The sequence below is a fragment of the Pseudenemella bisphenolivorans genome (genome assembly GCF_051133435.1).
Lineage (GTDB): Bacteria > Actinomycetota > Actinomycetes > Propionibacteriales > Propionibacteriaceae > JAAYAO01.
On record NZ_JBPGNY010000006.1, the window covers coordinates 1 to 25,812 of the forward strand.

The following is a 25,812-nucleotide window of genomic DNA, read 5'->3' on the forward strand; positions in this document are numbered from 1 at the left end:
AGCACTACCAAGCCCGTATCCTCCTGGCCAGCGCCCACCGACACGGCAGGCGCTCACCCTTGAATCAGCAGGCCACCACGTTCAACTGCGGATAGCCGCATAACCTCCGCCCGCAACAACACAGCCAGCGCCGAGCAGGCGACGCGGCCCGACTCGGGAAAGCAGTGAACCCGCAAGGAGGGAGGTCACCGTCGCGCCCGCCGCGATCGCGGCCAACAGGAGTCCGCTCTGCAGGGGTGAGAATCCACGAACCAGCTGGAAGTGCTGAGAAGTCACCGCCCCAACTCCGGCAAAGACGAATGTAGCCAGCCCTGCTGCCAAGACACCGGCAACGACCGATCGGCTGCGGAAGACCGAACATTCCAGGAGCGGTGTTGGGAGTCTCCGCTGGCGCCGTGCGAACCACCAGAAGCAGACGAAACTCGTCGCAAGTGCCCCTGTAATGAACACACCGGAGGGGGCCGATACGGCACCCTGCTTGATCGCTGCGACTAGGCCAGTCAACCCAACGAGCGCCAGCACAGATGACAGCAAGTCCCAGGACGTTCTTGTCGATGCGCGAGCCGCTGGCGCGTACATGGCCGCCAACGAGAAGGTCACGAGGGCAAAGGGAACATTGATGAGGAAGACCGAGCCCCACCAGAACCACTCCAGGAGCAGGCCTCCAACGAGCGGACCGAAGGCAATGCCACCGATCGAGACACTCGACCAAACAGCGATGGCGACGTTGCGCTCATCCTCGTCCTCGAACGTGAACCGGATGATCGCGAGTGTCGCGGGCAGCATTAGTGCTGCACCCACCGCGAGTAGTGCCCGCGCGACGATCAGCACCCACGCGTTTGGAGAGAAGGCTGCGAGTAGTGAAGCTATCCCGAACGCGCTGATGCCAATCTGGAACACCAGCTTGTGTCCGAACCTATCCCCGAGCGTCCCGGTGCCCAGCAGTAGGCCAGTCATGACGAGGGGGTACATGTTGATGATCCACAGTGACTCACTTACGCTCGCCGACAACTCGTCCGTCAGAAGAGGCGCGACCACGTAGAGAATCGAAGTGTCGACCGTTGCAAGCAGCAAACCGAGAGAGACGGCGGTGAGCACGAACCACCGTGTGCGCTGCGAGGCCGGCGCAGGGGGATCCTGAGTCATCTCAGCCTTTCAATATGCCGATACGTCGTCAGAGCGCGGTAGATTTGGGAGCCGCGTACAGGGAGCATGAAAGTCAGACTCCCGATCATTGGCGCATGTTCTCGGAGGCAAGTCGCGCGAAGATGAGGGTGTCGGTCCATTCGCCCTTGCTGAACCAGTCCTGGACGTGATGTGCTTCGAGCCGGAGCCCGACACGACGAGCGAGTGCTGCCGAGGCGCTGTTGCGGGCATCCATCTGCGCGGTGACGCGGTGGAGCTTGTAGTGATCAAACCCGAGGGCGAGTGCTGCTCGGACGGCTTCGCTGGCGAAACCTTGCCCACCGTGCGCCGGGTCGAGAACCCACCCGATCTCGCCTTGACGGTGCTCGTGATCGGTGAGCCAGAGGGCCACATCTCCGATCGCGACGCCGCCATGCTCGATGACCAGCGCAAGCGCACCAGTCTCGCCATCGATGTTGGTCTTCGCTAGCCGCTCGGCGAGCTTTTCGCGGGTGACTTCCGCGGTCCATGGCTCGTCCAACAGGTAGCGGGTAACGTCGGGTTGCGAGTACAGCTCGTGAAGCCATGCGGCATCGTCTGCCTCGTGCAGCCGGAGCCGGAGCCGCTCCGTCACCAACGGCCACTGGGCGGTGGGCACGAGATCGCGCCGGTAATGGAACAACTCCTCCTGCTGTCCTGCGGGCGTGGTCCCGACGCGCCGCTCGACCTCACGGAAACCTGCGGTCGTCAAGCACCGCTGAGAGGCCTTGTTCTCCGGAAGTGTGCGTGCCGTGAGGGTTCGAAGTCCACTGTTGTGTGCGAAGCGCGTTGCCAGCTCCAGACCCCGACGAGCGTGCCCATCCCCCCGTGCATCGGGATGAATCCAGAACCCGACCTCGGCAGCCTCAGAGCTGACATCGAAGAGCACCAAGGAGCCGACGAACCGGTCCGTCTCGGCGTCGGCAAGTGCGAGGACGGCCAACGTGCCGGACGACAGACCCGCCGCAACTTCTTCGCGGATCATCCGTCGCACGGACTCGGGGGTGTAGTCAGGCTCGGGCAGGTGGCCGAAGCGCCGCACAGCCTCATCCCTGGTGCCGGCCGCATACGCGTCTGCGTCCAGCTCGTACAGGGGACGTAGTCGAGTGTTCTCCAAGGTGATCGGAAGGGTGGTGGCATCCAGCATGCGCTAAACCTAACATAGAATGGATAGCTAACTGAAGCATGTTTGGTTAGGCTGGTGGGGTGAGCTACTGGGAACACCGCAAACCTGTGCAGCGCCTCCGCGCAGTGGACATCGTGGAGGTTGCGAGGGCATCGGTGAGGCTGCTGGACGAAGGTGGGTTGAGGGCCCTCACCCTGCGATCCGTGGCGCAACAGGTGGGTGTCGCTCCAGCCAGCCTGTACTCCCGCGTGGAATCCGTCGACGATCTGTTCGACCTCGCCCTCGACACGGCGCTTGCAGACGATCCCGTGATGTCCGAGTCGATACGCAACGCTGACCTGCCCGCCCTGATGCAAGCATTCTTCGCGCACCTCACGACCCACCGGTGGGCCGGTCAGGTCATCGGCATGCGCGCACCCAGGGGCCCCGCCTACCTGGCCCTTTCCGAGCGGATGTGCGTCCTGCTCGAACAAGCGGGCACCCCGGATCCGCTGGGAACTGCCTACCTGCTGTCCAACCTGGTGATCGGCGCCTCCATGACCGCCCCCATGGCGCCTGACGAGAAGCGCGTCGCCATCGACCCCGACCAAGCCCCCACCTACGCGCGACTCCACGCGACGCACCACATCAGCCCAGACGAGATCCTCGCCGACGGCATCGCGGCACTCCTGTCTTGAGGGGACCTTATGATTCGGGGCTGCCCTGTGCTGCTGATGGCCACTGGCTAGTACCCGTGAGAGATCGCGCAATCGCAGTGCGCCGATAACTGGAAGGGTTCATCCCGACGATGGCGGTGAACTGCCGTGCGGCGTGGCCGCGACTGTGCCACCCGACGTGTGTCATGGCGACACCGATCGGAAGATCAGTCTCGACCAGGAGCTCGGCCAGCCGGTGGGCCCGAATATGAGCGAGGTACCGCATGGGCGGCATCCCGAATCGCTGTGTGAACGCTCTGCCCAGCTGGGATGTGGATAGATGGACCAGTGTGGCGAGGTCACGGAGCCGCCAATCCCGTCCGGGGTCTTGAGCGAGGAGCCGTGCTGCATGGTGTGCGGCTGTCTCGGCCGGGCACGCATGGCTGGGTGTGGTCTCGTCCGGGCAGACTCGCCACGAGAGTTCGATGCTCATCGCCGCCGCCTTCCTGAGGACGACTGCGTGCGGCGGGGCGGTGGCGAGGAGCCCGTGGTCTTGAACAAGTCCACCCATGCCTCGACGGGCAGGTCCTTCGGCAGTCCGGCAGCGTTCACGCCCTGGCGTGTCAGCCACGCATGTGCCGCCTGCGGTGAGCCGAGTGCGGTGGTGCGTGCGAGGATCTGGGCGAGCCCGCGGCCGGGACCGGTGTAGACGCGGTGGACCAGGGCGTGGAACTGGCGTCGTTCGGCCGGAGTCAGCAGCGGGTGTTCGCGGCGGTGGATGGTGAGGATTCCGCCGTCGACTCCCGGGCGTGGGGTGAACGCGCGAGCGGGAACACGACTGTGCAGCGTGAACTCGAACCAGGGCGCCCATTGTGCGGTCATCATCGTGGCACCGCCAACTCCTGCTCTGCGCCGCGCAACTTCCCATTGCACGAGCACGATGGCATCGGTCCATGCCGGGGCGTGCAGGATGCGTCGCAGCATGGCCGTGGTCTGGTGAAACGGCAGGTTGCCGACGAGCACATGCGCAGACGTGGGAAGCCGGTAGGTCAGGAAGTCGTCGGCGACGACCTCCACGTGCGGTGGGAGCCGTTGGGTCAAGCGTCGGGCGAGTCGGGTGTCGATCTCGACGGCTGTCACCGGTCGCCCGAGCTGGGATAGCGGCGAGGTGAGTGCTCCGTCACCGGAGCCGATCTCGATGATCGGGCCCTCGGTGGTGGCCACGAGCCGTGTGATTGTGACGATGGTGGATGGGTCTGTCAGGAAGTTCTGGCCGTGCTCATGACGGCCACCTCGATAGGTAGGCACTGTTTGCTCCGTGGTTGTTGCGGGGCCGGGCACGCTGAAAAGAGCCGCCCGGCCGTGATCACCGGGGGCGGGAGCAACAACCTGTGGAGGGTGCTCGCCGCTGTTAGCGGCTGCGCAGACGCAGCGAAGCAGTGCCGTAAACCAACATGCCAACCAGCGTAGGTGAATCCACTGCCGGTCAGCGACTCAATATCCCGTCTCTGCTCAAAGACGCGCAGATCCGTATCAATGCTGGCCAGTACGAATCCCGAGCTAATCCACGGCCGCAGAGCCTCGGCAACATCGGGATTCGTTCCGTGAGAGATCTCGACAGAGACGCCACGCGTCTTGCAGATCGAGGTCGGGAGGCTGCCGGCTCACCTGTGTGACGACCAGGTGAGGGGTGGTTTGGGTGACGGTGTCGATGCGGGTGATGTCGGCTGGTGACGGCTACACGTACCTGCTGCGCACGGTGGCGGCCGGCGACGGCGACCGGTCGTTGTCGACTCCGTTGACCCGCTATTACGCCGAGGCGGGCACCCCGCCCGGGCGTTGGCTTGGCTCGGGCGTGGCTGCTCTGGGTCATGGTGAACTCGCTCCGGGTGCGCAGGTGTCGGAGGCGCAGCTTCAGTTGCTGGTGGGGATGGGGCGGGACCCGATTACTGGCGTGCCGTTGGGGCGGGCGTATCCGGTGTACAGCTCGACTGGGGAGCGGGTTGCGGATCGCGTCGCGCAACTGGACCCGGCGCTGGGGGCGGTGGAGCGGGGTCGCAGGGTTGCGCAGATTGAGGCTGAGGAGGCTGCGCGGGGGTCGCGGCGTGCGGTGGCGGGGTTTGATTTCACGTTCAGTGTGCCGAAGTCGGCGTCGGTGTTGTGGGCGGTTGCGGACGCGGGGACGCAGGCGTTGATTGCGCAAGCCCATCATGAGGCGGTTGCGGCGGTGGTTGCGTTCATGGAGCGCGAGGTTGCAGCCACTCGCACGGGCGCAACTGCTGGGGATGGCGCGGTTGCACAGGTCGACGTCACGGGTTTGATCGCGACGGCGTTTGATCACTTCGATTCCCGCGCCGGTGACCCGCACTTGCATACGCATGTGGTGATCAGCAACAAGGTCCGCACGGTGTTGGATGGGAAGTGGCGGAGTCTGGATGGGCGTCCGATGCATGCCGCGGTGGTCGCGTTGTCGGAGCTGCACGAGGCCGTGTTCGCCGATCACATGACCCGCACCTTCGGCGTGAGCTGGGAGGCGCGGGAGATGGGCCGGGACCGGAACCCGTCCTGGGCGATCACCGACGTCCCCGAAGACCTGGTGGCGGAGTTCTCCACGCGGGCGCGACAGATCGAGGTGGAGAAGGACCGGCTGGTGGCCGAGTACGTAGCCTCCTACGGCCGGCAGCCATCTGATGCCACCGTGATCCGGTTGCGTGCCCAGGCCACGCTCGCGACGCGTCCGGGCAAGCAGGTCCGCTCGTTAGCGGAGCTGACCGAACAGTGGCGCACCCGCGCCAGCAGAGTCCTCGGCAATGATGCGACGGTGTGGGCGCGCAGCGTCACGGGTGGGGAGCGGCAGATGCTGTTGCGGGCTGATGATGTGCCGTTGGATCTGATCGAGCAGGTGGGGCGGTCGGTGGTCGAGGTGGTCGGTGAGAAGCGCTCGACGTGGCGGCGCTGGAACCTGATGGCCGAAGCCGCCCGCCAGACGATGGGGTGGCGGTTCGCCACCGTCGAGGACCGCGAAGTCATCACCGCGATGGTTGCTGACGCTGCCGAACAGGCGTCCCTGCGCCTGACCCCACCCGAGCTAGCGACCAGTCCGGTGGAGTTCCGCCGCCTGGATGGCACCAGCGTGTTCCGCCCGAAGCACTCGACCGTGTTCTCCTCCGACACCCTCCTCGCCGCCGAAGACCGCCTCCTGAAACGGGCCCGCACTACCACCGGGCCGAGTGTCGACCTCGCTATTGTCGAGACCATCACGAGCAAGCGTGACGCCGAGGGTCGGGTGCTCGGCCAGGACCAGGCCGCAGCTTTGGCGTCGGTCGCCGTCTCGGGCCGGGTCGTGGATGTGTTGGTGGGGCCGGCAGGGGCCGGGAAGACCACCGCCATGAATGCGCTGCGCCGGGCATGGGAAGCCTCGCATGGTGCCGGGTCGGTAGTTGGACTGGCGCCGTCGGCGGTGGCGGCGCAGGTGCTGGCCGACGATCTGGGCATTCAGACGGAGAACACGGCGAAGTGGTGGACCACCCATCAACACACCGGCGCCACCTTCCAGGCCGGGCAGCTGGTCATCATCGACGAAGCCTCCCTCGCCGGCACCCTGTCCTTGGATCGGATCACGCAGGCAGCTGAGGAGGCGGGGGCGAAGGTGCTGCTGGTCGGTGACTACGCCCAGCTCCAGTCCGTCGATGCTGGTGGTGCGTTCAGTCTGTTGATCCACGACCGTGACGATGCTCCCGAGCTGGTCGATGTTCACCGCTTCACCCACGCCTGGGAGAAGACCGCGTCCCTGGAATTGCGGCACGGCCGCACCCCAGTCATCGACACCTACCTCGACCACGGCCGCATCCATGATGGTGACGCCGAGGCCATGACCGATGCCGCCTACACCGCCTGGCGCCACGACCGGCAGCAGGGTTTGGTGTCGGTGCTGATCGCTGAAACCCGCGAGAACGTCACCGCCCTCAACGTCCGCGCCCGCGCCGACCTCATCCTGGACGGCGCGTTGAAGCCCGGCCCTGAAATCGCCCTGTCCGACGGATCGGCAGCGGGCGTGGGTGACACGATCATCACCCGTCGCAACGACCGGCGGCTGCGGAACCGGCGCGGCTGGGTCCGCAACGGCCAAACCTGGACCATCACCGCCGTTCGCGGCGATGGGTCGGTCACGATCCGCCCGCCCGGTGCCCGGTTTGGTAACAACATCGTGCTGCCCGCTGACTACGTGGCTGAGCACGTCGACCTCGGCTACGCCGTCACCGCCCACCGCGCCCAAGGCCTCACCACCGACACCGCCCACGTCCTCGTCGAACCCACCACCACCAGGGAGAACTTGTATGTCGCCATGACCCGCGGACGCGAATCGAACCAGGCCTACGTCATCCTCGACCGACCCGACGACCACGCCACTCCGCACCCGGGCGACAATCCCGACGCCACCGCCCGCACGGTCCTCTACGGCGTGCTGCAACACAGTGGTGCTGAGCTGTCGGCGCACGAGACCATCACCGCCGAGCAAGACCGGTGGGGCTCGATCGCCCAACTCGCCGCCGAATACGAAACCATCGCCGCCGCAGCCCAACACGACCGCTGGACGACCCTGGTCCGCGGCTCCGGGCTCACCGACGAGCAAGCACAAGCCGTCATCGACTCCGACGCCTTCGGCGCCCTGACCGCGGAACTGCGCCGGGCCGAAGCCAACCACCACAACGTCGAGGCCCTCCTGCCACGCCTCATCAAGGCTCGCGGGTTCGCCGACGCCGACGACATCGCCTCCGTCATCCACCACCGCCTCGCCAACGCCACCACCCGACCCGCCGGCTCCGGCCGCACACGGCAGGCGCCGCGTCTCATCGCCGGGCTGATCCCTGAAGCCGACGGTCCCATGATCCCCGACATGCAACGGGCCCTGGCCGAGCGCCGCCAGCTCATCGAATCCCGAGCAGAAGCCGTCCTCGACACCGCCCTCCACACGGAAGAGCCCTGGGTTACCGCACTCGGCCCGATCACCCCCAGTGGGCGGGAGCGGCAGCAGTGGCGACGGCGAGCTGTGGTGGTCGCTGCCTACCGTGATCGTTACCAGATCACCGACCCGGCACCGCTCGGCACCCAACCAGAGAGCACAGCGCAGAAGATCGACCGCGCCCGGGCCGAAACCGCACTACGAACGCTGACCCGCCCAACCATCGAGAACGAGCGTCGACGTCCCGCCGCCCAGGCGACTCGGCACCTCGACCTGTAACGGCGGTGCACAAAGAAAGGGTCTCGCACCGTCCAAACGGATGGTGCGAGACCCCACAATCTGTCGACCGGGCTACAGCGATCGCTCCGGCGGACCAGCCGCCGGCCCCATATGTTGCGCGAACTCGGCCGACAAGCCCGGACGCTGGGTCACGCGGTCGGCGGTGAGTTGTTCGACGTCGGGAGCGGAGGTGACCAGGTGTGCGTGGCCGGTGCGGAGTAGCTCGTGCGGACCATGACTGGTGGCGCTGGTGACCGGCCCCGGCACTGCACCGACCTGGCGTCCGAGCTGGCGGGCCTCGGACGCCACGCGCAGTGCCCCCGATCGCGCGCCGGCCTCCACGACCACCGTCGCCGCTGACATGGCCGCCAGCAGTCGGGAGCGGGTTAGGAACCGATGCCGCGTCGGCACTGATCCGGGAGGAAGCTCGCTGACCAGTGCACCCACATCACCCACCCGCTCCAGCAAGTCACGGTGCCCGCTCGGGTAGGGGCGGTCCACGCCACCGGCGAGCACCGCGATCGTGTCCCCACCGGCCGCCAACACCGCGCGGTGCACGGCAGCCTCGACACCATAAGCACCACCAGCCACCAGAACACGCTCACGGTTCGCGAGGTCGCCCGCCAGCTCGTCCGCGACATGCTCCCCATACGCGGAAACCGCCCGAGACCCCGTGACCGTCACCAGATCGTTCAACGGTCGAGCCAGGAACGACGTCGTGCCCCGCACGAACAGAACATACGGAGCGCGGTCGCCGAGATCATCCAGCGCCCGGGGCCACTGCCCATCACCCGGAATCAGCGTGGCGATCCCGCTCTCCTCAACCATGCGCAGCCGCTGCTCCAGCCCATCCAGCCTGCCCGGTGAGGTGAGGCGGTCGCGCCACACCTGACCATCAACCCGACCCAGACCAGGCACGGTCATGTCGGTGTCGAGCAGCCCGAGCGTCTCAACCGCACCCACACGCCGCAGCATCCCGCCCGTGACAGGATCATCCGGCTCCGCCAACAGCGACAGCGCTACCCGGGCACGACGCTCATCAACACCAAGACCAGCAACAGCAGACATGACGGCCCCTTCTCGACAGACTTCGCCGAGAAGGTGCGCAAGCGCAGCCCGCGAGCCTCGCCCGGCCGTCAGGCCGTGGGTGGCGGCGAACGTGACAGCATGCGCCGGTCGCGACGCTCAGCAGTGCGGGCTCGTACCAACAGCACTACGCTCACCGGGCCCATGACCAGGAACTTCAACGCGTTCCAGATGCACAGCAGCACCAGCAGGTGGAACCATCCCGGTGCACCGCGGTCAATGAGAATCGTCATGATGTTCGCGACCGCGAGGTACGGGATGGCCAGCAACATCGCCGGCACGCCCCACTTCAGCCCCCGCCGCGTGCGGAGCTTGCCCACCACGATGTTGGTCGGCATGTATCGGTGCAGGAAGTCACGCGTGTGGATGCTGGCGATCCAGATCAGGCGAAACATGAGCACAGTCCTCTCCTCGTCACCGGCGACAAGGAAACAAGAGGACCACTCCGACCGAAGCCATCAGGTCACCCACCGCATCCAACGGTGGGCCACGCAGGTAGAGGCCGCCTACAGGTAACCATACTGCCTGGCAGTCGCGGGGGAAGTGAACCCGCCGCTGTCGCGCGAGGACCGGGGTGTCCACGGCGGCGAGGCTCTCTCGGTTCCCGGTGCTCGCCGCTAAGATGGTGCAAGGGTAACGGCTAGCGGTTCAAGGAGGCAGAGATGGCGCGTGCTGACCTGCTACTTGACCTCGTCGAAGCCGAGAGACGTGGTGACCGAGACCGATTTCGCGTTCTCGTCGAAGCTGTAATCGCTGAGGAGCGAGCCAACCAGCACCACCTTGTCGCCGACCGCTTGTCCGAGCTGATTACAACCACTGGGCAGAGCGCTCCGCGTGACGACCACGCCGCAGCTATGCGCGACCTGATCCAGGAGATCGTTCCTCAACGCCGCTTGGAAGAGCTAGAGCTTGCACCGGTCCCTCGTCGGGTCGTCGCTGAGTTGATTGAAGAGCAAAAGCGTTCCGAGCTGCTCCGCAGCTACGGAATCGAGCCCCGCAATCGACTCCTGTTGTCTGGTCCGCCGGGTAACGGCAAAGCCAGCGTCGCCGAGGCGATCGCCTCAGAACTGATGCTGCCCTTCTACGTCATCCGTTATGAAGGAGTGGTCTCAAGCTTCTTGGGCGAAACCGCTGCACGGCTCGACAATGCCTTCGAGTTCGCACGGACGCGCCGTTGCGTCCTGTTTTTCGACGAACTTGACACCATCGCTAAAGAGCGATCGGACGAGCACGAGACAGGAGAGATCAAGCGCGTGGTTTCGACACTGCTGCTCCAGATCGACCGGCTGCCTCCGCATGTCCTTCTAGTCGGGGCGACAAACCACAGCGAGCTTCTCGACCGGGCAGCATGGCGACGCTTCCAGATCCGCGCCGAACTCGAACCACCCAGCCGTGCTCAAGCGACACGCTTTCTCGAACGCCTCGCCGCCCGGCTGGGCGGTGATCTCGGATTTGCCCCGCGCACTCTGGCGGACAAACTTGCGGGAGCTAGCTTCTCCGAACTGGAAGAGTTCGCTCTCGACGTGCGTCGCAGGGCAGTCCTCGAACTCCCCGACAGCAACCTCCGGAAGATCGTCCAAGAACGTCTGGAGCACAGACGAGATCAGGCGACGGGATGACGGCCGAACCTCGGCCCCTCCTGGCATTCGGGCCACCAAAGGTTGCAGGCCGACCAAAACAGAAAACACGCGATCTGCCACGCTTGTCCAAACCAACCAGCGGCAGGCAGGGCGCACGCCTGACACCGCAATTTGGTGAACTGCGCTCGGCGTTCGATGCCGAGCGCGCACGTCTCTCGCCTGACACGCCGGACGAGGTAGATCCGGCCTTGGTAGTGGTCTTTGACGGCTCTCCGACTTTCCGCGTGATGCGGTGGGTGTTCACGCCGCGCTCCGGGCGGCGTTGTAGAGCATGATCCTGGACTGGTAGTTGGTGTGGGAGCGGTACCCCCTGCCGGTGCGCTTGATGTTCTTGATGGTGACGTTCGCGGCCTCGGTGCGGGCGTTGGTCGCATGGGTGTCGATGAAGGTCTCGATCTCGCCCCACCACGAGTCGATCGTGCGCTTGAGTCGGTCGGCCTCGGGCAGGCGGCCCATGGCGACGCAGCGGTCGAACAGGTCGGTCTTGCGCTGCCGGGCGACGGCCACGGTGGGTGCCTTCAGGGTCAGCCGCAGTGCTTCCTTGATGCCCCACGCGGCGCCGATCTCGTCGGTGGGGTCGTCGCTGCGCAGCACCTTCTCGAGCTTTGCCTTCCCCGCGTCGGACAGGCTGTCGTAACCGCGCAGCAGGAGCAGTCGGTGTGCCCACGCGGGGTCGTTCTTGCGGCCACGCCGCTCGTGCCGCTCCCAGGCCACACGCCTGCGAACACCGGTGAGCATGTCGTTGCCGAGCTTGACCAGGTGGAAGTGGTCCACGCTCACTCTTGCTTTGGGCAGCCAGCGGCGGACCGCGGAGCGGAACGCGGCCGAGGGGTCGATCGCGACGACCTCGACCCGGCGGCGCCACCACCGTGGCTGCGCGGCGAGCCAGTTCGCGACCGCGCCGGCGTTGCGGCCGTCGACCACATCCATGACTTCACCGGTGGCGAGGTCGACGAAGGTGGTCATCCACGGCTCGACTCGCCGCCACGATCCTGTGTCGTCGCGGAACCAGCGCACGCTGCGGAACCGGTGCTCGTCGATGCCGAGGGATCGCACCAGCCGGGGTCGGGCTCGGCGCCTGATGGCGAGGTCGGCTGAGGCCCGGTCGATCAGCCGCTGCACGGTCGGCCAGGAGACCCCGAACTGGCCGGCCACCCGGTCGATCGCGCGGACCTCGCCCGCGACCGCCTCGAGGACCGCGTCGGCGAGCCGTCTGGTGAGCCGGGCTCGGGGCGGTACCTGGTCGGTGTGCTCGGTGAACGTCGCCTTCGCGCACAGCGGCTCGGCGCACTTCCACCTCTTCTTGAGCCAAGCGACCTCGACTCGCCCGTCGAACCCCACATCGGCGAGCCGCTGCCGGGTCCGCTGATGGACCCGACTACTGAGCACCCCGCAGGCCGGGCAGGCCGCCTCGGACACGGTGGTCGCGATCACGACAGTGCGGTCGCCCTCAGCGCCGCGGATCACCTCGAGGACCTCGTAGTCGGGCAGGTTGAACAACGCCGACGCAGCCGAAGAGGCCGCGCCCGCCGTAGGCTGGGACACGCTCGTGGTTCCTGTCTGGATGGATGCCTGAAGAACACCCACCCTGCCGCAGGGCCACGAGCACCTACGTCAGGACCGCGTCACGCGGAAGATTGAAGAGCCTCTTTGACCTCGCTGGCAGCGTCACGGATTTCCGCAACGCGATCGACAAAGTTGACGGGCTGGAGTTCTTGTCTGAATTGATCGGGGAGCAATCTGACCCTGACGACGATTTCCACATGGTGGAGTCCAAGAGCGGCCGTACGGACAAGCCCGTTCAGCACTCCCTGTACCTGATGCTGTCGAACGCAAAAGCGATTGATCAACTCCTCAGCTTGTTCAAGACTTGGCAAACAGACCCGACAACAAAGTTTGCTCGTGGCCTCGGCAGGTTCAAGACAGCGTTCGAGCAGCTCACCTCAATCAGACGCTGGGGGCCAGAGGATCGCATCCGGGAGACCGGCCTTCGCGAACAGTGGCAAGAGACGCTCGACCTCGTCGGCCAATCCGTGAGCACTGTGATGGTTGAAGTCGAGCTGTGGTACCGCTCCGATGCTAGACAGCGCGCCACCGCGCAAGCGCACGTCGAGCAAGTCATCGCCGCCAGTGGCGGACGTGTGCTCGATCGCTCTCAGATCGGGGCTATCAGCTACCACGCCCTGCTTGCCGAACTGCCGATACAACAGGTTCATTCACTGACCACCGACGGTGCCGAGTCGATCCAGCTGTTGGCCACAGACGAAGTCATGTTTGTCAGCCCGTTCACCCCTATGCACGTCGCGCCGCCGACCACGGAAACGAGTATTCAGTTCGACCTGGCACCCCGAGAAGGTGCCCCTTCTGAGTTGCCTAGGGTCGCCTTGCTGGATGGGTTGCCGTTCGCTAACCATGACGCCCTCGCAGGTCGACTGGTAGTCGATGATCCTGATGGTCTTGGCGAGGACTACCCGCTGGCCTCTCGTTACCACGGCACGGCGATGGCGTCCTTGATCATTCATGGAGACCTTGCCACCCGCAGTGAACCGATCGACCGGCCCCTTTATGTGCGTCCAATCATGCAACCCCACGAGTTCATGTCAGGACACGAACAGACCCTGCCAGACAGGCTGTTCCCTGACCTGCTACACCGCGCGGTCAAGCGAATCGTTGAAGGTGATGCCGGCCACGACCCTGTCGCACCCAGCGTGCGCGTCATCAACCTCTCCATCGGGTCCCAAGCACGAGCGCTCGTGAGAAGGATGAGCCCTGTTGGCCGGCTACTCGACTGGCTAGCTCACTCCTACAACCTGCTGTTCATCGTCAGCGCTGGCAATCACCTCGGCCCAATCACAATTCCCATTACCGTGGCCAGCGACCCCGAATCCGCTCGATCCGCTGCAATCCGAACCCTCCACGACAGTGCGCTGTTGCGCGGCATCCTCCCTCCAGGAGATGCTCTCAACGCACTCACCATCGGAGCGACCCACACCGACGGACTCGGCGATATCGACGTACCAGACACCGCCTGGGACATTACGCACCCGAACGGACCTGCCCACTACGGCGCGACGGGACCCGGCGTCGATCGATCAGTCAAGCCCGACCTGCACCACACCGGTGGCAGAGCGCTCTACACCCGCCCTGTCATTCCATCCGATCGCCTAGAAACCGTTGCCGTGGAACTGGCCCAGACCGCAACTACCGGTCCGGGGCTCCAGGTGGCTGCACCTGGGCGAGCAGGCGCAACCAACCACACCGTCTTCAGCGTCGGCACGAGCAACGCAACGGCACTGGTGACGCGCGAGGCCAGCCGACTCTTCGATGTCCTTGAAGCTGGCTCCGACGATTCAGAAGACGCGCCGCTGCCAGATCCTCAATATCATCCACTACTAGTGAGAGCCCTCCTTGCCCATGCGACAAGCTGGGGCGATTGGGAACCGCAACTGCGCCGCGAACTCAAGCTGAGCAAGCAGGAAGCTCGTCGACACCTGACCGCGCATCTGGGCTACGGGCGCCTCGACACAGATCGACTCGGCGCTGGGGCCACAAACAGAGCAGTCCTAGTCAGCGGAGGGCTGATAGCCGGCGACCAACGTCACACCTACGAGTTGCCACTCCCGCCTTCGCTTCGTGCACGCGCAGAATGGCATCGCCTCACCATCACCCTGGCGTACATGGCCCCCACTGTCAGTCGGCTCAACCGCTACCGAAGTGCGAAGGTGTACTTCGCCACTCCAGACAAGCAACTCGCAGGCGGAGAACGCATTGATGCGGAGCACAACTCGGTCAGGCGAGGGAGCCTCCAACACGAGATCGTCCAAGGCAACCGCGCCATGGTGTTCGGCGACGATGACACGTTCCCGATCCACGTTGAATGCATGGACGACGCCCAACACCTTGGTGCTGGTAAGACGGTGCGATACGCACTCGTGGTCTCCATCGAGACAGCAGAGCAGACCTCGACCACGATCCACGACGAAGTACGGGCAAGACTGCGGCAGCAAGCCCGCGATCGCGCGCGCGGCCGGGTACAGAGCTGATATGCACGGCGAAGGACTGCATACTCGGACCCAGCTCCTGTTGGGAACATCAGCGTTGGTCATGATGTCTTGAGCTCTTGCCGAAGCCGTGGGGGGCTCCGTTCAGACACGACCGTGCGTGTCGCGCATCATGACACCGGCGGCGATCAAGTGTTTGCGGACTGTCCCCGCGGTGTAGCCGAACTTGTTGCCCACACGCTCCAGTGAAGCCCCCTGCTCATACATGGACCGCATCAGCCGAATCTCGCTGATCGACGGGGAGTGGTTGCGGAGGACGACACCGCCTTCTCGTAGGAGGCGAGAGAGTCGCTCGTGTCCGAGGCCAACTTGCCGGGCCACAGCCTTCAGGGACCCGCCGGCAGCGTAAGCGGCTTCCGCTCGCTGGAGGAGGTCTGCGGACGCTCGCGGCGCCTGCTGCGGTTGGTGCCTCCGGCGGTGCGTCCTGTGCTTTCTCGCGCGGATGGACTGGTGTGCTCGCAACATCTGAATCACCGGCGGGGCGAGTTTCGACAAGCCTTCTGCTAGGTCCACAAAATTTTTGGTACTCAGCCTAAACCCCCGAACTTGTGACTTCGGGGGTTTTGTCGTGTTCGGGCGGGCATTGTGATGAGTCGAGATATGTCTCGGATGAATCGCGTCATGTATCACGGATGAGAGCCCGGCCATGGACCGGGCTCTCGTTGTGTGTTGCGCCAGTGTCCGCGATCGGGGTCGGTGGTGTTGGTTGCGATGATCTCACCGGTTTCGAGGTGGGTGATGAGGATGGTCGTCGACGGTGAAACGGACAACATCCACGTGATCATCCACCGTGAGACCCGGGTAGTGAACGTCGAGGGCGCGGTGGAGGTCATCGAGGCACGAGAACCCGTCACGGACAGCGATCTCCTCCGTCACGTCAGCACGAGCAACAGAACGCACATCGGTGATCGTCGCGGAGATGACCACGACCTCGCCGTTCTCCTTCTCGAACACCACTTGTGCCGGACCCGGCCGGAAGGGATCATCGACGCGGATGGTCTGCGTCTTCGCCCCCGAGCGGATGAGCTCCTCGTAGCCTTCCCACATATAGAGACGCTGAGGCTGCTCAGCAGCACGCCAGTCGTAGGCGAACGGGAGGAGGTCCGCGGCGGTTCTGCTCGTAAGGCCGTTGGCTTCTCGGACGACGAACCTGATACCCGGATCGATGTCAAGAAGAACCTGACGGCACTTGCCGCACGGGGCGATCACCGCTCCGGTCGGCCCATAAACTGCGGCAACGGCGACGATGGGGTCGTTCGGCCGCGACGATGCATGGTTCGACAATGCAGCGATCTCGCCGCACGGGCCCCCCAGGAAGTGGTAGGTGTTCAACCCGAGAACGACCTCACCGGAACCAGTGAGCAGCCCCGCTGCCACCGTGTGATTCTGACCGTCGTGCCACTGGCGAGCGTGCTCAGCCGTGAGCCGAACCAGTCGTCGCAAGTCGTTGCTGATCATTCAACTCATCGTAGGGCGTCACGCTCCACCCCACCCCAGCACGCTCGCGGCATCGAGATATTGGCCCCGACCACGAAGGCCGGAGGTGCGGGCCCGTTGCGGCAGGCAGTCTTCGGCGGCCAGAAATGTGTCCGAGGAGAAGATGCTCGCGCTGAAACTGCCGCTGGTCGGCAAAGCTCGCGCCGTCCGGCTCACCCAACTGCGGGGGCTCGGGCTCAGGACGATTCGGGACGGACAACCGGCGCCGCCGCGGGCTTGGCGGCGAACAGGTTGCGGGGCCCTGCCACGAGGATTCCGGCCACGAAGAGAATAACCACCCCGATCAACCCCAGCGGCGTATCGATGAACAGGTTCACCGAACCCGGGGTGTCGGTGGTGCTGATGAAGCCGAGAACCACGCCGAACCACGAGTTCATCGCCCCATGTGCGGCCGCAGCCGGAATCGGATTTCCAGCGGCGCGGTCGGTGATCGCCCCAAACAGAAGCGTCATCGCGATACACGGCAGAAGGAACATCAGCACCGCCAGGTAGCGTGGCTGACCGGCGTAGTTGTGCCCGATCAGGACGATCGGCAGATGCCACAGCGACCAGATGATGCCACCGACGAAAGCGCCGCGCAGGGTGCCCAGCGGTTTGAGCGCCGGCCACAGCCAACCGCGCCAGCCGATCTCCTCACCCAGTGTCATCACACTGGTCACGAGGAATCCCGCGATCATGATCATGGCCATGAAGATGATGGCCTGCAGCGGGCTGGCGGGCATTCCGGCCTGTTCCGAGAGCTGCTGCACGGTGAGGCGCAGCCAGGTGCGCCCGGTGAGGTCGCCGGGCACGCCACGCAGCACCATCACCAGCGCAGTGATCACATGCACGGCCAGCACGATCAGTGCCGCCAGCGGCGTCCAGATCAGGATTCGCTTCCACTTGCCCCGAAACCGCAGCCCCACCCGCGTACGCCACGAAGTCTTCTCCACGAACTTCGCCAGAATGATGGATGCCACGGCGGGCGTCCACATACCCACCCCGATGACGATGCTGTACAGGGGGTGCTTGATGCCTTCGGGCAGGATCCAGAACGGGACTGCGAAGAGGGCGAAGAGCCCGTACGAGATCAGCATGAACAGACCGATATGGCGCCAGTTCACTGCCGTGTACGGCTCGCGCAGGGGCCCGTTCGGTGTTCCGGCACCGGGGCGGGAGGCATCGTGGTTTCTGGGCCTGCGGTCACTGATCATGACGACATGATGCACATTGTCGTTGGGTTTACACAACAAGACATTCTGTATTCACACCTGAACTTCGTTGTGACGCACTGTGCCTTGCGGTAGCGTCCGAAGCATGTCGGGACCAACACGCACGGGCCGAACCGGCCGGGTGATCCACAATCGGGTGCGGGTCCTGCGGGTCGAGGCCGGGATGTCCCGCGTCCAGCTCGCCGAACGCGTGGGCGTGAACCCGCAGACCATCGGCGCGCTGGAGCGAGGGGATCACTACCCGAGCCTGGACCTGGCGATGAGCGTGTGCGAGGTATTCGAGCTTCCGGTCGAAGCGGTCTTCGCGCGAGAGCCGTTCGAGTCGATCGGTGCTGCCTACCGCCGGCAGGGAGTGGCACCGAGTGGACTTTCGTGAGGCCACCGGAACCCGCCGTGGACGCTGCAGAGTCACCCTCATAGGGGTCCTGGCAGGGTGGCTCATCCTGTTGATCTCGACCGTGCTCGGCACGGGCACCTACGGGGGAATTGGCCTCGTCGGGTTCGCACTGTTCGCCATCAGCTGGGTGGCCGGCCGCATGATCGTGCGCGATGTCGCCGAACGCCCCGCCCGACAGGTTGATGAGTACGAGTTCGTGGAGCGCGCCCGGGTGCGGGACGTCGGCTACGTCGTGGCCCTGGCAGCCTTGGTGCTCGGTTTCGTGTTGCTGCTCGTCGCCACCAAGATGGCCGAGCGAGGCGATTTCGGACTCCTGCAACGCAGTGCCCACATCGTGTTTCTCGGGTTCCTCACCGCCGCGGCGCTGCCGACAGTGCTGCTGGTGTGGCGGACTCGTGACATTCCGGACAACCCGGAAGCATGAGGTCGATCATTGCCTTGCCCTTGGCTGACCCAGCCGCCCGCGGGTGACCACAACGGCGATCACCGCGAGCACGGCGAGGCCGATGGCGGCAGGCCAATTGCTGACGACCTCACGTCCGGTGAGGGTTTCGGTGCCGTACAGCGCCCAGTTCAGGCTGTTGTGACCGAGGATGACCAGCAACACCGAGCCACGTGACCCGTTGGCCAGCCACGACAGCACGAACGACAGGCTGACCACCAACAGGAAGTAGGCCGCGTACTGGCTGGGGTCCTGACGCGCGGTGTCCCACTCGTCGGTGAGGAACAGAGGTGCATGCCAGCAACAGTGGATCACCCCGAGCACGAACGCTGCTGCGACCGGGTGGAGTCGTTGCTGCAGACGAGGAAGCGCGAAACCGCGCCACCCGGGTTCTTCCTGGAAAGGACCCCCGATGAGATACATGAGGTAGGTACCGGCCAGGAGTCCGAGTGCCGCCGGGCCGCCACTCCCTCCTTCCGCACCGGAGCCGAGGAGGTATCCGAGACCTGTGGCAACCGGGATGATCAGCAAGGCCAGGACGTACCAGCCCGGGTGAGCGCGCCATTGGACGATGCGTCGCCAGAAGCGACGACGACCGTCGCGTCCCTCGGTGATGCGGGTCATCAACAGCGCGGCCGCGAAGGGGCCCGCGAACAGTCCAAGTTGGTTGACGCCGGCGACCGCAGTGAGGGGCAAATCGAACGGCAGCACACCGATTCCGTTGCGCGCCAGATACCACGGGCTCCACATCACCCAGGAGCCGAGATAGGCGAGCCCGAAGAAGGCCGCCAACGGATACCGGGCCAGTAACCGGCTCATGAGTCACCCTCGAGGTCGTCGAGCACCGAGCGCCAGAAGGCCAGGTCGGCCCGCACCGTCAACCGTCCCCAGGACAGGACGCGTCGATGGTTGGGCTGAGTACCACCGAGCCCCGGCTGTTCCAGGAAGTCCAACATCTCGATGAGTTCTTCCACGCGCCGCTGGGCCAAGGGCGCCACCAAGTCCGGGGCCGCGTCGGTGAAGAACAGGCGCAGCATCGCCGGGTCGTAGTACTGCGCCGCCCCGGGTTGCTGCCCGAGCCAATCGAGAAGGGCTTCGCGACCATCCCGGGTGATCGCGAAAACCCGTCGACGTCGTCCGGACGTCTCCTGGGTGGACGTGACGAGCCCGAGGCCCTCCAGGCGCTGGGGCTCGGCGTAGAGCTGCGATCTGGCCACGGACCAGAAGAAGGACACGGACAGCTCGACATTGCGCCACAACTCGTAGGAGGTTTGCGGCCCGACGGTTTCGAGCAACCCGAGCACCACCATCGAGACAGGACGAAACGGACCGTCCGAATCGGATGTTTGCATGGTGCCAGACTAAGAGACTGGCCAGGCCGGTACCAAAATCCCCAACTCAGGCCGCCATATCGAGCGTGTGAGCCCGAATCCGGTGGGTGAGTTGGGGGTTTTGGTACCCCGCGGATGGTTCAGCCGAAGATGAGCTTCTTGATGTAGTCGAATACCTCGTGCAACTCGTCGTAGTCGCGGATCGCGGGGTCGGCGACCATGAAGTTCCAGACCGTGGCGATACCGACAAACACCGCGAGCAGCACGACGCCGATGATCAGGCCGGCGACAGCCGTGCGGTGGCCGCGACGGGCCGAGCGCAACCCGTGCCAGGCCACGATGACCGCCGCCAATGCCAGCAGGCCCGGCACGAACCCGATATAGGGAATCAACAGCAACATCGGGGCACAGACCAGCGCGACGCCACACAGCACCAGGGAAGCGATTCCCTTCCCGGCCGCGGAGGCGTGCTCAGCGGCTCCTTCGTGAGCATCCGCTAGCTGTGAGGGGGTGTGGTTCGACATGAGGATCTCCTTCTTGTGGTGGTCAGGTACGGGTGTCGCGGCGTTCGAGAATCGCGGTCGTGAGCGCGACCATCGCGACGGTGAGCACCGCGGCGGCCACGAGGATCGGGGTGACGTCGAGAACCGACACGGCGCCGCTGTCGCCGAAGGTGCCGGTACCCAGCAGTGCGGCGCGGGTCGCCACCGCGTAGGGCGACACCAGCGCGAGGTTCCCCAGCAACATCAGCGCCAGGGTGGACACCCCGGACATCACCAGGGCGACCGCGATGGGCGCGGCAAAGGATCGCAGGAACATCGACAGTGCCGATTGTGCGGCTGCCGCGGGGATGGTTGCCAGGATCAGCAGGCCGGTGATCGCGAAGTACTGCCCGGGCAGCGGGCCCGGCAGACCGAAGACCGCCTTGCCGATGACGACCACGGCGAACAGCAGGACGACCTGCATGATCGCGGTCAACCCGGCGACCACGACGGTCTTGGCGATCACAATGCGTAGCGAGCCGACCGGCCCGCTCATCAGGGCATTCCAGTTACTGCCGTGGTGCTCCACCCGCCACACCAGGGATCCGAGAATCGCGACCCCGATCGCCAGCGGGAAGAGCCCGTAGAACCCGACCGACTGCAGCCACACCGTGTGCCAGCCGTTCGGCGGCCGGCTGCCATCGGCCAGTCGGGTGGCCGCCCCGGCCAACACCAACACCATCGGCAGGAACACCACCACCGGCCAGGCCAGGGAGCGCTTGAGCTTGATGATTTCGGACGTCAGGGCACCCATGTCAGGCCTCCTGTTCATCGAAGCGGTGGGTGACAACGACGAACAGCACCCCGGCCAGAACGGCCAACACCGCAACACTCGGATAGGCGATCGGCAGCCGGCGCAGCACATCGCCCTGGTATCCGGCGGCCCGGGCCAGCGAGTAGTACCCCCACGGAGTGGCATGCGCAGCCAACGACGGCAGCCCCTGGGAGAAGACGGCCAGGATGCTGCCGAGCACCCCCACCCCCAGGCCGACGAGTTGATTCTCCAGCTTCGCCGAGATCAGGATGTGCAACGCGAGCACCACCAGGTTGATCACCAGCATGCAGGTGGTGAAACCGACCCAATGCCACAGCGGCACCGGCGTCCGGATACCCACGAGCAACCGGCCGAGCACCAGCACCACCAGCCCGGTTCCGAGCGTGGCGACCGCAACGACCGAGCCGAGTGCGACCAACTTGGCCCGACACACACCTCCGGGTGTTGCCCCCGAGGTGGCCTGCCACAACCAACCATTACCCCGGTGCTCGATATCGGTCTGTCTGGAGGCCAGCACGGCCAGCAACAACGGCGAGAGCAGCGGAATGCCCATCGACAGGCCGGCCAGTAATGCGTACCAGGCACCGGTCCCGTCCGGGTCGACGTCAGCGGACACCACGGCGAACAGTGCCAACAGGACCGAGGCGAGCATCATGATGGCGCAGATCAGCCCCACAGCCCGGTGCCGCATCTTGGCGTATTCGTTCAGCACCGTCCGCATGATCACAGCCCACCCCCGTCGGTGAGGGACATGAACACGTCCTCGAGGCTCTGCTGTTCGCGCCGCACCTGATAGATGTCCACGCCTTCGTTGACCAGGGTGGCGACAACGCCGGCGGTCCGGGCGTCGTCCAGCCCGCCGAGGGCTATCTCCCCGGTCTCGGTCGGATGCGCACCGTGATGACCGAGGAGCATCGTGGCGGTTCGCGGGTCCGAACACCTGATCAGCACATCCGGCAGTGCTGCCGACATCAGTTCGGCCCGGGCACCCTGGAAGATCATGCGACCGTCGGAGAGGATGCCGATCACGTCGGCGATCCGGTCGATCTCGTCGAGCAGATGTGAGGAGGTCATGACGGTCACTCCGGCACCGGCGAGGCGGCGGAACAGGTTTCGCATCTCCTCGATTCCTGCCGGGTCGAGGCCGTTGGTCGGCTCGTCGAGGATCAACAGCCGGGGACGGCGGGCCAGGGCCATCGCCAGGCCGAGCCGCTGCTTCATGCCCAGGCTGTAGTTGCGCACTTTCTTGTTCATCTGGTGGTGCAGGCGCACGGCCGCCACAGCATCGTCGACCTGTTGGCGGTCCAAGCCCAGCATGCGCTGGACCAATCGCATGTTCTCGGCACCGGTCAGATGGGCGTATCCGGGCGGTGCTTCGATCAGGGAGCCGATGTGACCGAGCAGCTCTCTGCGGGTGCCGCGGGTCATCGGCCGTCCCATGATCTGTACCTCACCGTCGGTGGGCCCGATCAGGGAGAGCAGCATCTTCATGGTGGTGGACTTCCCTGCCCCATTGGGGCCCAGGAACCCGTAGACGCAGCCGCTGGGGATCTCAAGGTTCAGGTTGTCGACAACGGTGTGTTGCCCATAGCGCTTGGTCAGATTGTGGGTGGCGACGATGGTGGAAGACACCCCTCCACGATCGCAAGAAACCGCCGGTGAAACATCTGGCGGCAGGCATATCTTGGGCGTATCACTTCGGGCATACCCGGCGGCGCCAATGCGCCCGGAGACCTACCCGCAGCGGAGGGCTCAGGCCTGGCCGGGGTCGGCCAGGCCCGTCCGGTACGCCAGCACGACCGCCTGTACCCGGTCACGCAGGCCGAGCTTTGCCAGGATGCGTCCGACGTGCACTTTGACGGTGCCCTCGGCCAGCACCAGTTCGTCGGCGATCTCGGCGTTGGACAGGCCGCGGGCGACCAGGGCGAGCACCTCGTGTTCGCGCGGGGTCAGCCCTTCGAGGCGCACCTTCGGATCCGGTTCGGACGAGGGGCGCGACCGCGCGAAGTGGTCGAGCAGACGACGGGTGGTGCTGGGTGCGACCACGGCATCGCCGGCATGGATGTGTCGGATCGCCGCGGCGACCTCTTCGACCGGGGTGTCCTTGAGCAGGAACCCCGATGCCCCGGCTTGCAGGGCGTCGTAGGCGTACTCGTCCAGATCGAAGGTGGTCAGAATCAGCACCTTCGGCGGGTTCTGCCACTGGGTCAATCGCCGGGTCGCCTCCACCCCGTTCAGGCGGGGCATCCGGACGTCCATCAGCACGACATCGGCCTCGAGCTGCTCCAACAGGGTCAGTGCGCTGTCACCATCGTCGGCCTCACCGACGATTTCGATCCCGGGCTGAGCCTCCAGCACCATAGCCAGCCCCTTGCGAACCAGCTCTTGGTCATCGACCAGCACCACGCGCACCGTCATGGCGTCTCCTGTTCTCGCGGCAGCACTGCGACCACCTCGAAGCCACCGGCCTCGCCCGGCCCGGCGTGCAGGCTGCCGTCATGGACCGCCACCCGCTCGCGCATCCCGAGCAGTCCGTGCCCGTGGGTCTCCTGCTGCGGCCCCTGGCCGTCGTCGGTGATCCGCAGTTCGACCTCGTGGGGGCGGTAGGTCACGAGAACATCGACCCGGGTCAGGTTCGGCCCGGCGTGTTTGCGCACATTGGTCAGTGCTTCCTGAGCCAGCCGGTAGACCGTCAGGCCGAGGTCGTCCGGCAGGGTGGTGGGTGTTCCGCTGACGGTCAGCGTGACCGGCATCCCGGTATCACGGGACAGTTCGATCAGGGCTTCGAGTTGGTCGATATCGGGCTGTGGGGCGTCCGAACCCGGTTCGTTCTCACGCAGCACCCCCAGCATGCGGCGCATCTGGGCCAGGGCGCTGCGACCGGTGTCGCGAACCTGCAGAATCGCCGACTTGGCCCGTGCCGGTTCGGTGTCGACCTTCACCGCGGCTCCGTCCGAGAGCAGCACCACCACGCTGAGGCTGTGCGAGACGATGTCGTGAATCTCCCGGGCGATCCGGGCTCGTTCGTCGGCGACCGCGATCCGGGCGTTGGTCTCTCGTTCTCGCTCGGCTTGGGCGGCGCGTTCTTGTAGTCCTGCGACGTATTGCCGACGCACGCGCACCAGCGTGCCCCAGGTCCAGGCCCAGAACGTCACCACGACCAGTACTCCGAGCTGACCGATGTCCAGGAGGTCATCACCGAGGTGGGGTACTGCTGCGATCAGGAGCCAGACCACCGCGGCCACCGCCCCGACGAGCGACACCCACCACAGGTAGCGGGAGGCGACGTTGTAGACCGCGAGCAACAACATCACGTCCGCGGCAAGAATCGGAGCACCCAGCAGCACCTGCACCCCGGCGGTGACCAGCATCAGCCCCAGAACCGTCAGCGGCCGGCGGCGGCGCGCCGGATACACCCCACACAGGACTGCCGAGACGACCACCAAGCCGGCCACCCGCCCCGGCCCGTCGGCGTAGATCGGCACGATCGGCAGGTTGTAGAGGAACACTCCCAGTGCAACCAGCAGATCGACCAGCCACATACGCTGCCGAAACCAGCCCGGGCCGGCTGCGCTCATCGGCGGCACCGCGGCAGCCGACGCATCGTCGGCGAGCACAGGGGCCGGAAATCTCATATCGGCGACGATACCGCCGGTCGACGACACCCCATCGGGCCCACCTGGGTACCCAAACTCCCAACTCACTCCCGAAACTCGGGCGTCTGGGGCCGGAATCGGAGGGTGAGTTGGCGGTTTTGGTACCCCTACCCCTTTCGCCGACGGCGCCTCGGCGGGGAGACCCCGGTGGTGCGGTACAGGTCGATCCAGGCTCCGAGGTTCAGCGCGCCGGGCAGGGCATCGGGACGGATCCCGCGGGCCGACAGCCACCTGCCTGCCGCGCGTGGCGTCGCCAGGGAGGTGGTGCGGGCCAGGATCTGGGCCAAGCCTCGTCCGGGGCCGGTGTAGACCCGATGCACCAGGGCTTGGAACTGACGCCGCTGTGCCATCGGTAGCGGTGGCACTTCGCGGCGGTGCATGGTCAGGATGCCGCCGTCGACCCCGGGACGTGGACTGAAGGCCCGGGCGGGGACGCGTCCGTGCAGGCTGAACTCGAACCAGGGTTCCCATTGCGAGGTCATCATCGTGGTGTTGCCGACCCCGGCCCGGCGCCGGGCCACCTCCCATTGCATCAGCAACACCGCGTCGGTCCAGGCCGGGGCGTGCAGAACGCGGCGCAGCATCGCGGTGGTCAGATGGAAGGGCAGGTTTGCGACCAGCACATGCGGGTGATGCGGGAGTCGGTATTTCAGGAAGTCGGCGGTGACGACATCGACCCTCCCGGGCAGCCGGGTACGCAGTCGCCGGGCCAGCCGGGGATCGATCTCGACGGCGGTCAGTGGTCGGCCGAGCCGGGCCAAGTGGGTGGTGATGGCACCGTCGCCGGGGCCGATTTCGATGATCGGGCCGGATGTTTCGGCGACCAGCGCGGTGATGGTGTCGATGGTGGATCGGTCGGTCAGGAAGTTCTGGCCGTGCTCGTGACGGCCGTGGTGATGGGTGGGCACTGGCTGCTCCGTGGTCGTGGCGGAGCCGGGCACACTGCAAGAGCCGCCCGGCGAGGTACCGGGGGCGGGAGCATGGAAGCTCTGCTCGCCGCCGTCAGC

At 65.7% G+C, this 25,812-nt stretch carries 24 protein-coding genes; 6 read left to right on the plus strand and 18 right to left on the minus strand.

Annotated elements, in window-relative coordinates:
- Nucleotides 1-81 precede the first annotated feature (81 nt).
- Complete coding sequence (locus ACR4XW_RS14030; RefSeq protein ID WP_434761193.1) at nt 82-1,098, minus strand: MFS transporter; 1,017 nt, start codon at nt 1,096-1,098, stop codon at nt 82-84.
- A gap of 133 nt (nt 1,099-1,231) precedes the next feature.
- Nucleotides 1,232-2,311 (minus strand): GNAT family N-acetyltransferase, encoded by a 1,080-nt coding sequence (locus ACR4XW_RS14035; protein WP_434761194.1) that lies wholly within the window; start codon nt 2,309-2,311, stop codon nt 1,232-1,234.
- 59 nt (nt 2,312-2,370) lie between these two features.
- On the opposite strand from ACR4XW_RS14035, the gene ACR4XW_RS14040 reads away from it, so the two are divergent.
- Nucleotides 2,371-2,967, plus strand: coding sequence for a TetR/AcrR family transcriptional regulator (locus ACR4XW_RS14040; protein WP_434761195.1), 597 nt, complete (start codon nt 2,371-2,373; stop codon nt 2,965-2,967).
- Between the two features lie 7 nt (nt 2,968-2,974).
- Here the strand turns inward: ACR4XW_RS14040 and ACR4XW_RS14045 are convergent, their stop codons facing one another.
- Nucleotides 2,975-3,496 (minus strand): helix-turn-helix transcriptional regulator, encoded by a 522-nt coding sequence (locus ACR4XW_RS14045; protein ID WP_434761196.1) that lies wholly within the window; start codon nt 3,494-3,496, stop codon nt 2,975-2,977.
- A complete protein-coding gene (erm, locus tag ACR4XW_RS14050; RefSeq protein ID WP_434761409.1) occupies nt 3,415-4,233 on the minus strand; it encodes a 23S ribosomal RNA methyltransferase Erm in 819 nt (272 codons plus the stop codon). The genes ACR4XW_RS14045 and erm (ACR4XW_RS14050) overlap by 82 nt, the downstream gene beginning before the upstream one ends.
- A gap of 391 nt (nt 4,234-4,624) precedes the next feature.
- Between erm (ACR4XW_RS14050) and mobF the strand changes: the two genes are divergently transcribed.
- On the plus strand, nt 4,625-8,167 hold the full coding sequence (mobF, locus tag ACR4XW_RS14055; protein WP_434761197.1) for a MobF family relaxase: 3,543 nt from the start codon (nt 4,625-4,627) through the stop codon (nt 8,165-8,167).
- Nucleotides 8,168-8,239: 72 nt separating this feature from the next.
- On the opposite strand, the gene ACR4XW_RS14060 is transcribed toward mobF, so the two are convergent.
- Both ACR4XW_RS14060 and ACR4XW_RS14065 read right to left on the minus strand, forming a co-directional pair.
- Nucleotides 8,240-9,235: a DNA-processing protein DprA gene (locus ACR4XW_RS14060; RefSeq protein WP_434761198.1), complete on the minus strand. Its 996-nt coding sequence runs from the start codon at nt 9,233-9,235 to the stop codon at nt 8,240-8,242.
- A gap of 68 nt (nt 9,236-9,303) precedes the next feature.
- Nucleotides 9,304-9,648, minus strand: coding sequence for a sulfate permease (locus ACR4XW_RS14065; protein WP_434761199.1), 345 nt, complete (start codon nt 9,646-9,648; stop codon nt 9,304-9,306).
- Between the two features lie 267 nt (nt 9,649-9,915).
- On the opposite strand from ACR4XW_RS14065, the gene ACR4XW_RS14070 reads away from it, so the two are divergent.
- Nucleotides 9,916-10,872: an AAA family ATPase gene (locus tag ACR4XW_RS14070; RefSeq protein WP_434761200.1), complete on the plus strand. Its 957-nt coding sequence runs from the start codon at nt 9,916-9,918 to the stop codon at nt 10,870-10,872.
- A 261-nt stretch (nt 10,873-11,133) separates the two neighbouring features.
- On the opposite strand, the gene ACR4XW_RS14075 is transcribed toward ACR4XW_RS14070, so the two are convergent.
- The gene (locus ACR4XW_RS14075; protein WP_434761201.1) at nt 11,134-12,438 is read right to left on the minus strand and encodes an ISL3 family transposase; all 1,305 of its coding nucleotides are present in this window, start codon (nt 12,436-12,438) and stop codon (nt 11,134-11,136) included.
- 92 nt (nt 12,439-12,530) lie between these two features.
- Here ACR4XW_RS14075 and ACR4XW_RS14080 point away from each other — a divergent pair, with 92 nt between their 5' ends.
- Nucleotides 12,531-14,936, plus strand: a complete 2,406-nt coding sequence (locus tag ACR4XW_RS14080; protein ID WP_434761202.1) for a S8 family peptidase — start codon at nt 12,531-12,533, stop codon at nt 14,934-14,936.
- Between the two features lie 735 nt (nt 14,937-15,671).
- Here the strand turns inward: ACR4XW_RS14080 and ACR4XW_RS14085 are convergent.
- Nucleotides 15,672-16,412 carry an ASCH domain-containing protein gene (locus tag ACR4XW_RS14085; RefSeq protein WP_434761203.1) on the minus strand — a complete coding sequence of 247 codons (741 nt, stop codon included), beginning with the start codon at nt 16,410-16,412 and terminating at the stop codon, nt 15,672-15,674.
- A 215-nt stretch (nt 16,413-16,627) separates the two neighbouring features.
- On the minus strand, nt 16,628-17,527 hold the full coding sequence (locus ACR4XW_RS14090; protein WP_434761204.1) for a CPBP family glutamic-type intramembrane protease: 900 nt from the start codon (nt 17,525-17,527) through the stop codon (nt 16,628-16,630).
- A gap of 220 nt (nt 17,528-17,747) precedes the next feature.
- On the opposite strand from ACR4XW_RS14090, the gene ACR4XW_RS14095 reads away from it, so the two are divergent.
- Both ACR4XW_RS14095 and ACR4XW_RS14100 read left to right on the plus strand, forming a co-directional pair.
- Complete coding sequence (locus ACR4XW_RS14095; RefSeq protein ID WP_434761205.1) at nt 17,748-18,038, plus strand: helix-turn-helix transcriptional regulator; 291 nt, start codon at nt 17,748-17,750, stop codon at nt 18,036-18,038.
- Between the two features lie 70 nt (nt 18,039-18,108).
- Nucleotides 18,109-18,483, plus strand: coding sequence for a hypothetical protein (locus tag ACR4XW_RS14100; RefSeq protein WP_434761206.1), 375 nt, complete (start codon nt 18,109-18,111; stop codon nt 18,481-18,483).
- Nucleotides 18,484-18,489: 6 nt separating this feature from the next.
- On the opposite strand, the gene ACR4XW_RS14105 is transcribed toward ACR4XW_RS14100, so the two are convergent.
- The 9 genes from ACR4XW_RS14105 to erm (ACR4XW_RS14145) all read right to left on the minus strand — a co-directional run bounded on the left by ACR4XW_RS14105 (nt 18,490) and on the right by erm (ACR4XW_RS14145) (nt 25,713).
- On the minus strand, nt 18,490-19,320 hold the full coding sequence (locus tag ACR4XW_RS14105; RefSeq protein ID WP_434761207.1) for a CPBP family intramembrane glutamic endopeptidase: 831 nt from the start codon (nt 19,318-19,320) through the stop codon (nt 18,490-18,492).
- A complete protein-coding gene (locus ACR4XW_RS14110) occupies nt 19,317-19,853 on the minus strand; it encodes a PadR family transcriptional regulator (protein WP_434761208.1) in 537 nt (178 codons plus the stop codon). The genes ACR4XW_RS14105 and ACR4XW_RS14110 overlap by 4 nt, the downstream gene beginning before the upstream one ends.
- Before the next feature lie 119 nt (nt 19,854-19,972).
- Nucleotides 19,973-20,356 (minus strand): hypothetical protein, encoded by a 384-nt coding sequence (locus tag ACR4XW_RS14115; protein ID WP_434761209.1) that lies wholly within the window; start codon nt 20,354-20,356, stop codon nt 19,973-19,975.
- 22 nt (nt 20,357-20,378) lie between these two features.
- On the minus strand, nt 20,379-21,128 hold the full coding sequence (locus ACR4XW_RS14120; protein ID WP_434761210.1) for an ABC transporter permease: 750 nt from the start codon (nt 21,126-21,128) through the stop codon (nt 20,379-20,381).
- 1 nt (nt 21,129) lies between these two features.
- Nucleotides 21,130-21,870 (minus strand): ABC transporter permease, encoded by a 741-nt coding sequence (locus ACR4XW_RS14125; RefSeq protein ID WP_434761211.1) that lies wholly within the window; start codon nt 21,868-21,870, stop codon nt 21,130-21,132.
- Nucleotides 21,871-21,872: 2 nt separating this feature from the next.
- Complete coding sequence (locus tag ACR4XW_RS14130) at nt 21,873-22,781, minus strand: ABC transporter ATP-binding protein (protein ID WP_434761212.1); 909 nt, start codon at nt 22,779-22,781, stop codon at nt 21,873-21,875.
- 120 nt (nt 22,782-22,901) lie between these two features.
- The gene (locus tag ACR4XW_RS14135; protein ID WP_434761213.1) at nt 22,902-23,567 is read right to left on the minus strand and encodes a response regulator; all 666 of its coding nucleotides are present in this window, start codon (nt 23,565-23,567) and stop codon (nt 22,902-22,904) included.
- A complete protein-coding gene (locus ACR4XW_RS14140; protein WP_434761214.1) occupies nt 23,564-24,784 on the minus strand; it encodes a sensor histidine kinase in 1,221 nt (406 codons plus the stop codon). The genes ACR4XW_RS14135 and ACR4XW_RS14140 overlap by 4 nt, the downstream gene beginning before the upstream one ends.
- A 128-nt stretch (nt 24,785-24,912) precedes the next feature.
- Nucleotides 24,913-25,713, minus strand: coding sequence for a 23S ribosomal RNA methyltransferase Erm (gene erm, locus ACR4XW_RS14145; protein ID WP_434761215.1), 801 nt, complete (start codon nt 25,711-25,713; stop codon nt 24,913-24,915).
- Between the last annotated feature and the right edge of the window lie 99 nt (nt 25,714-25,812).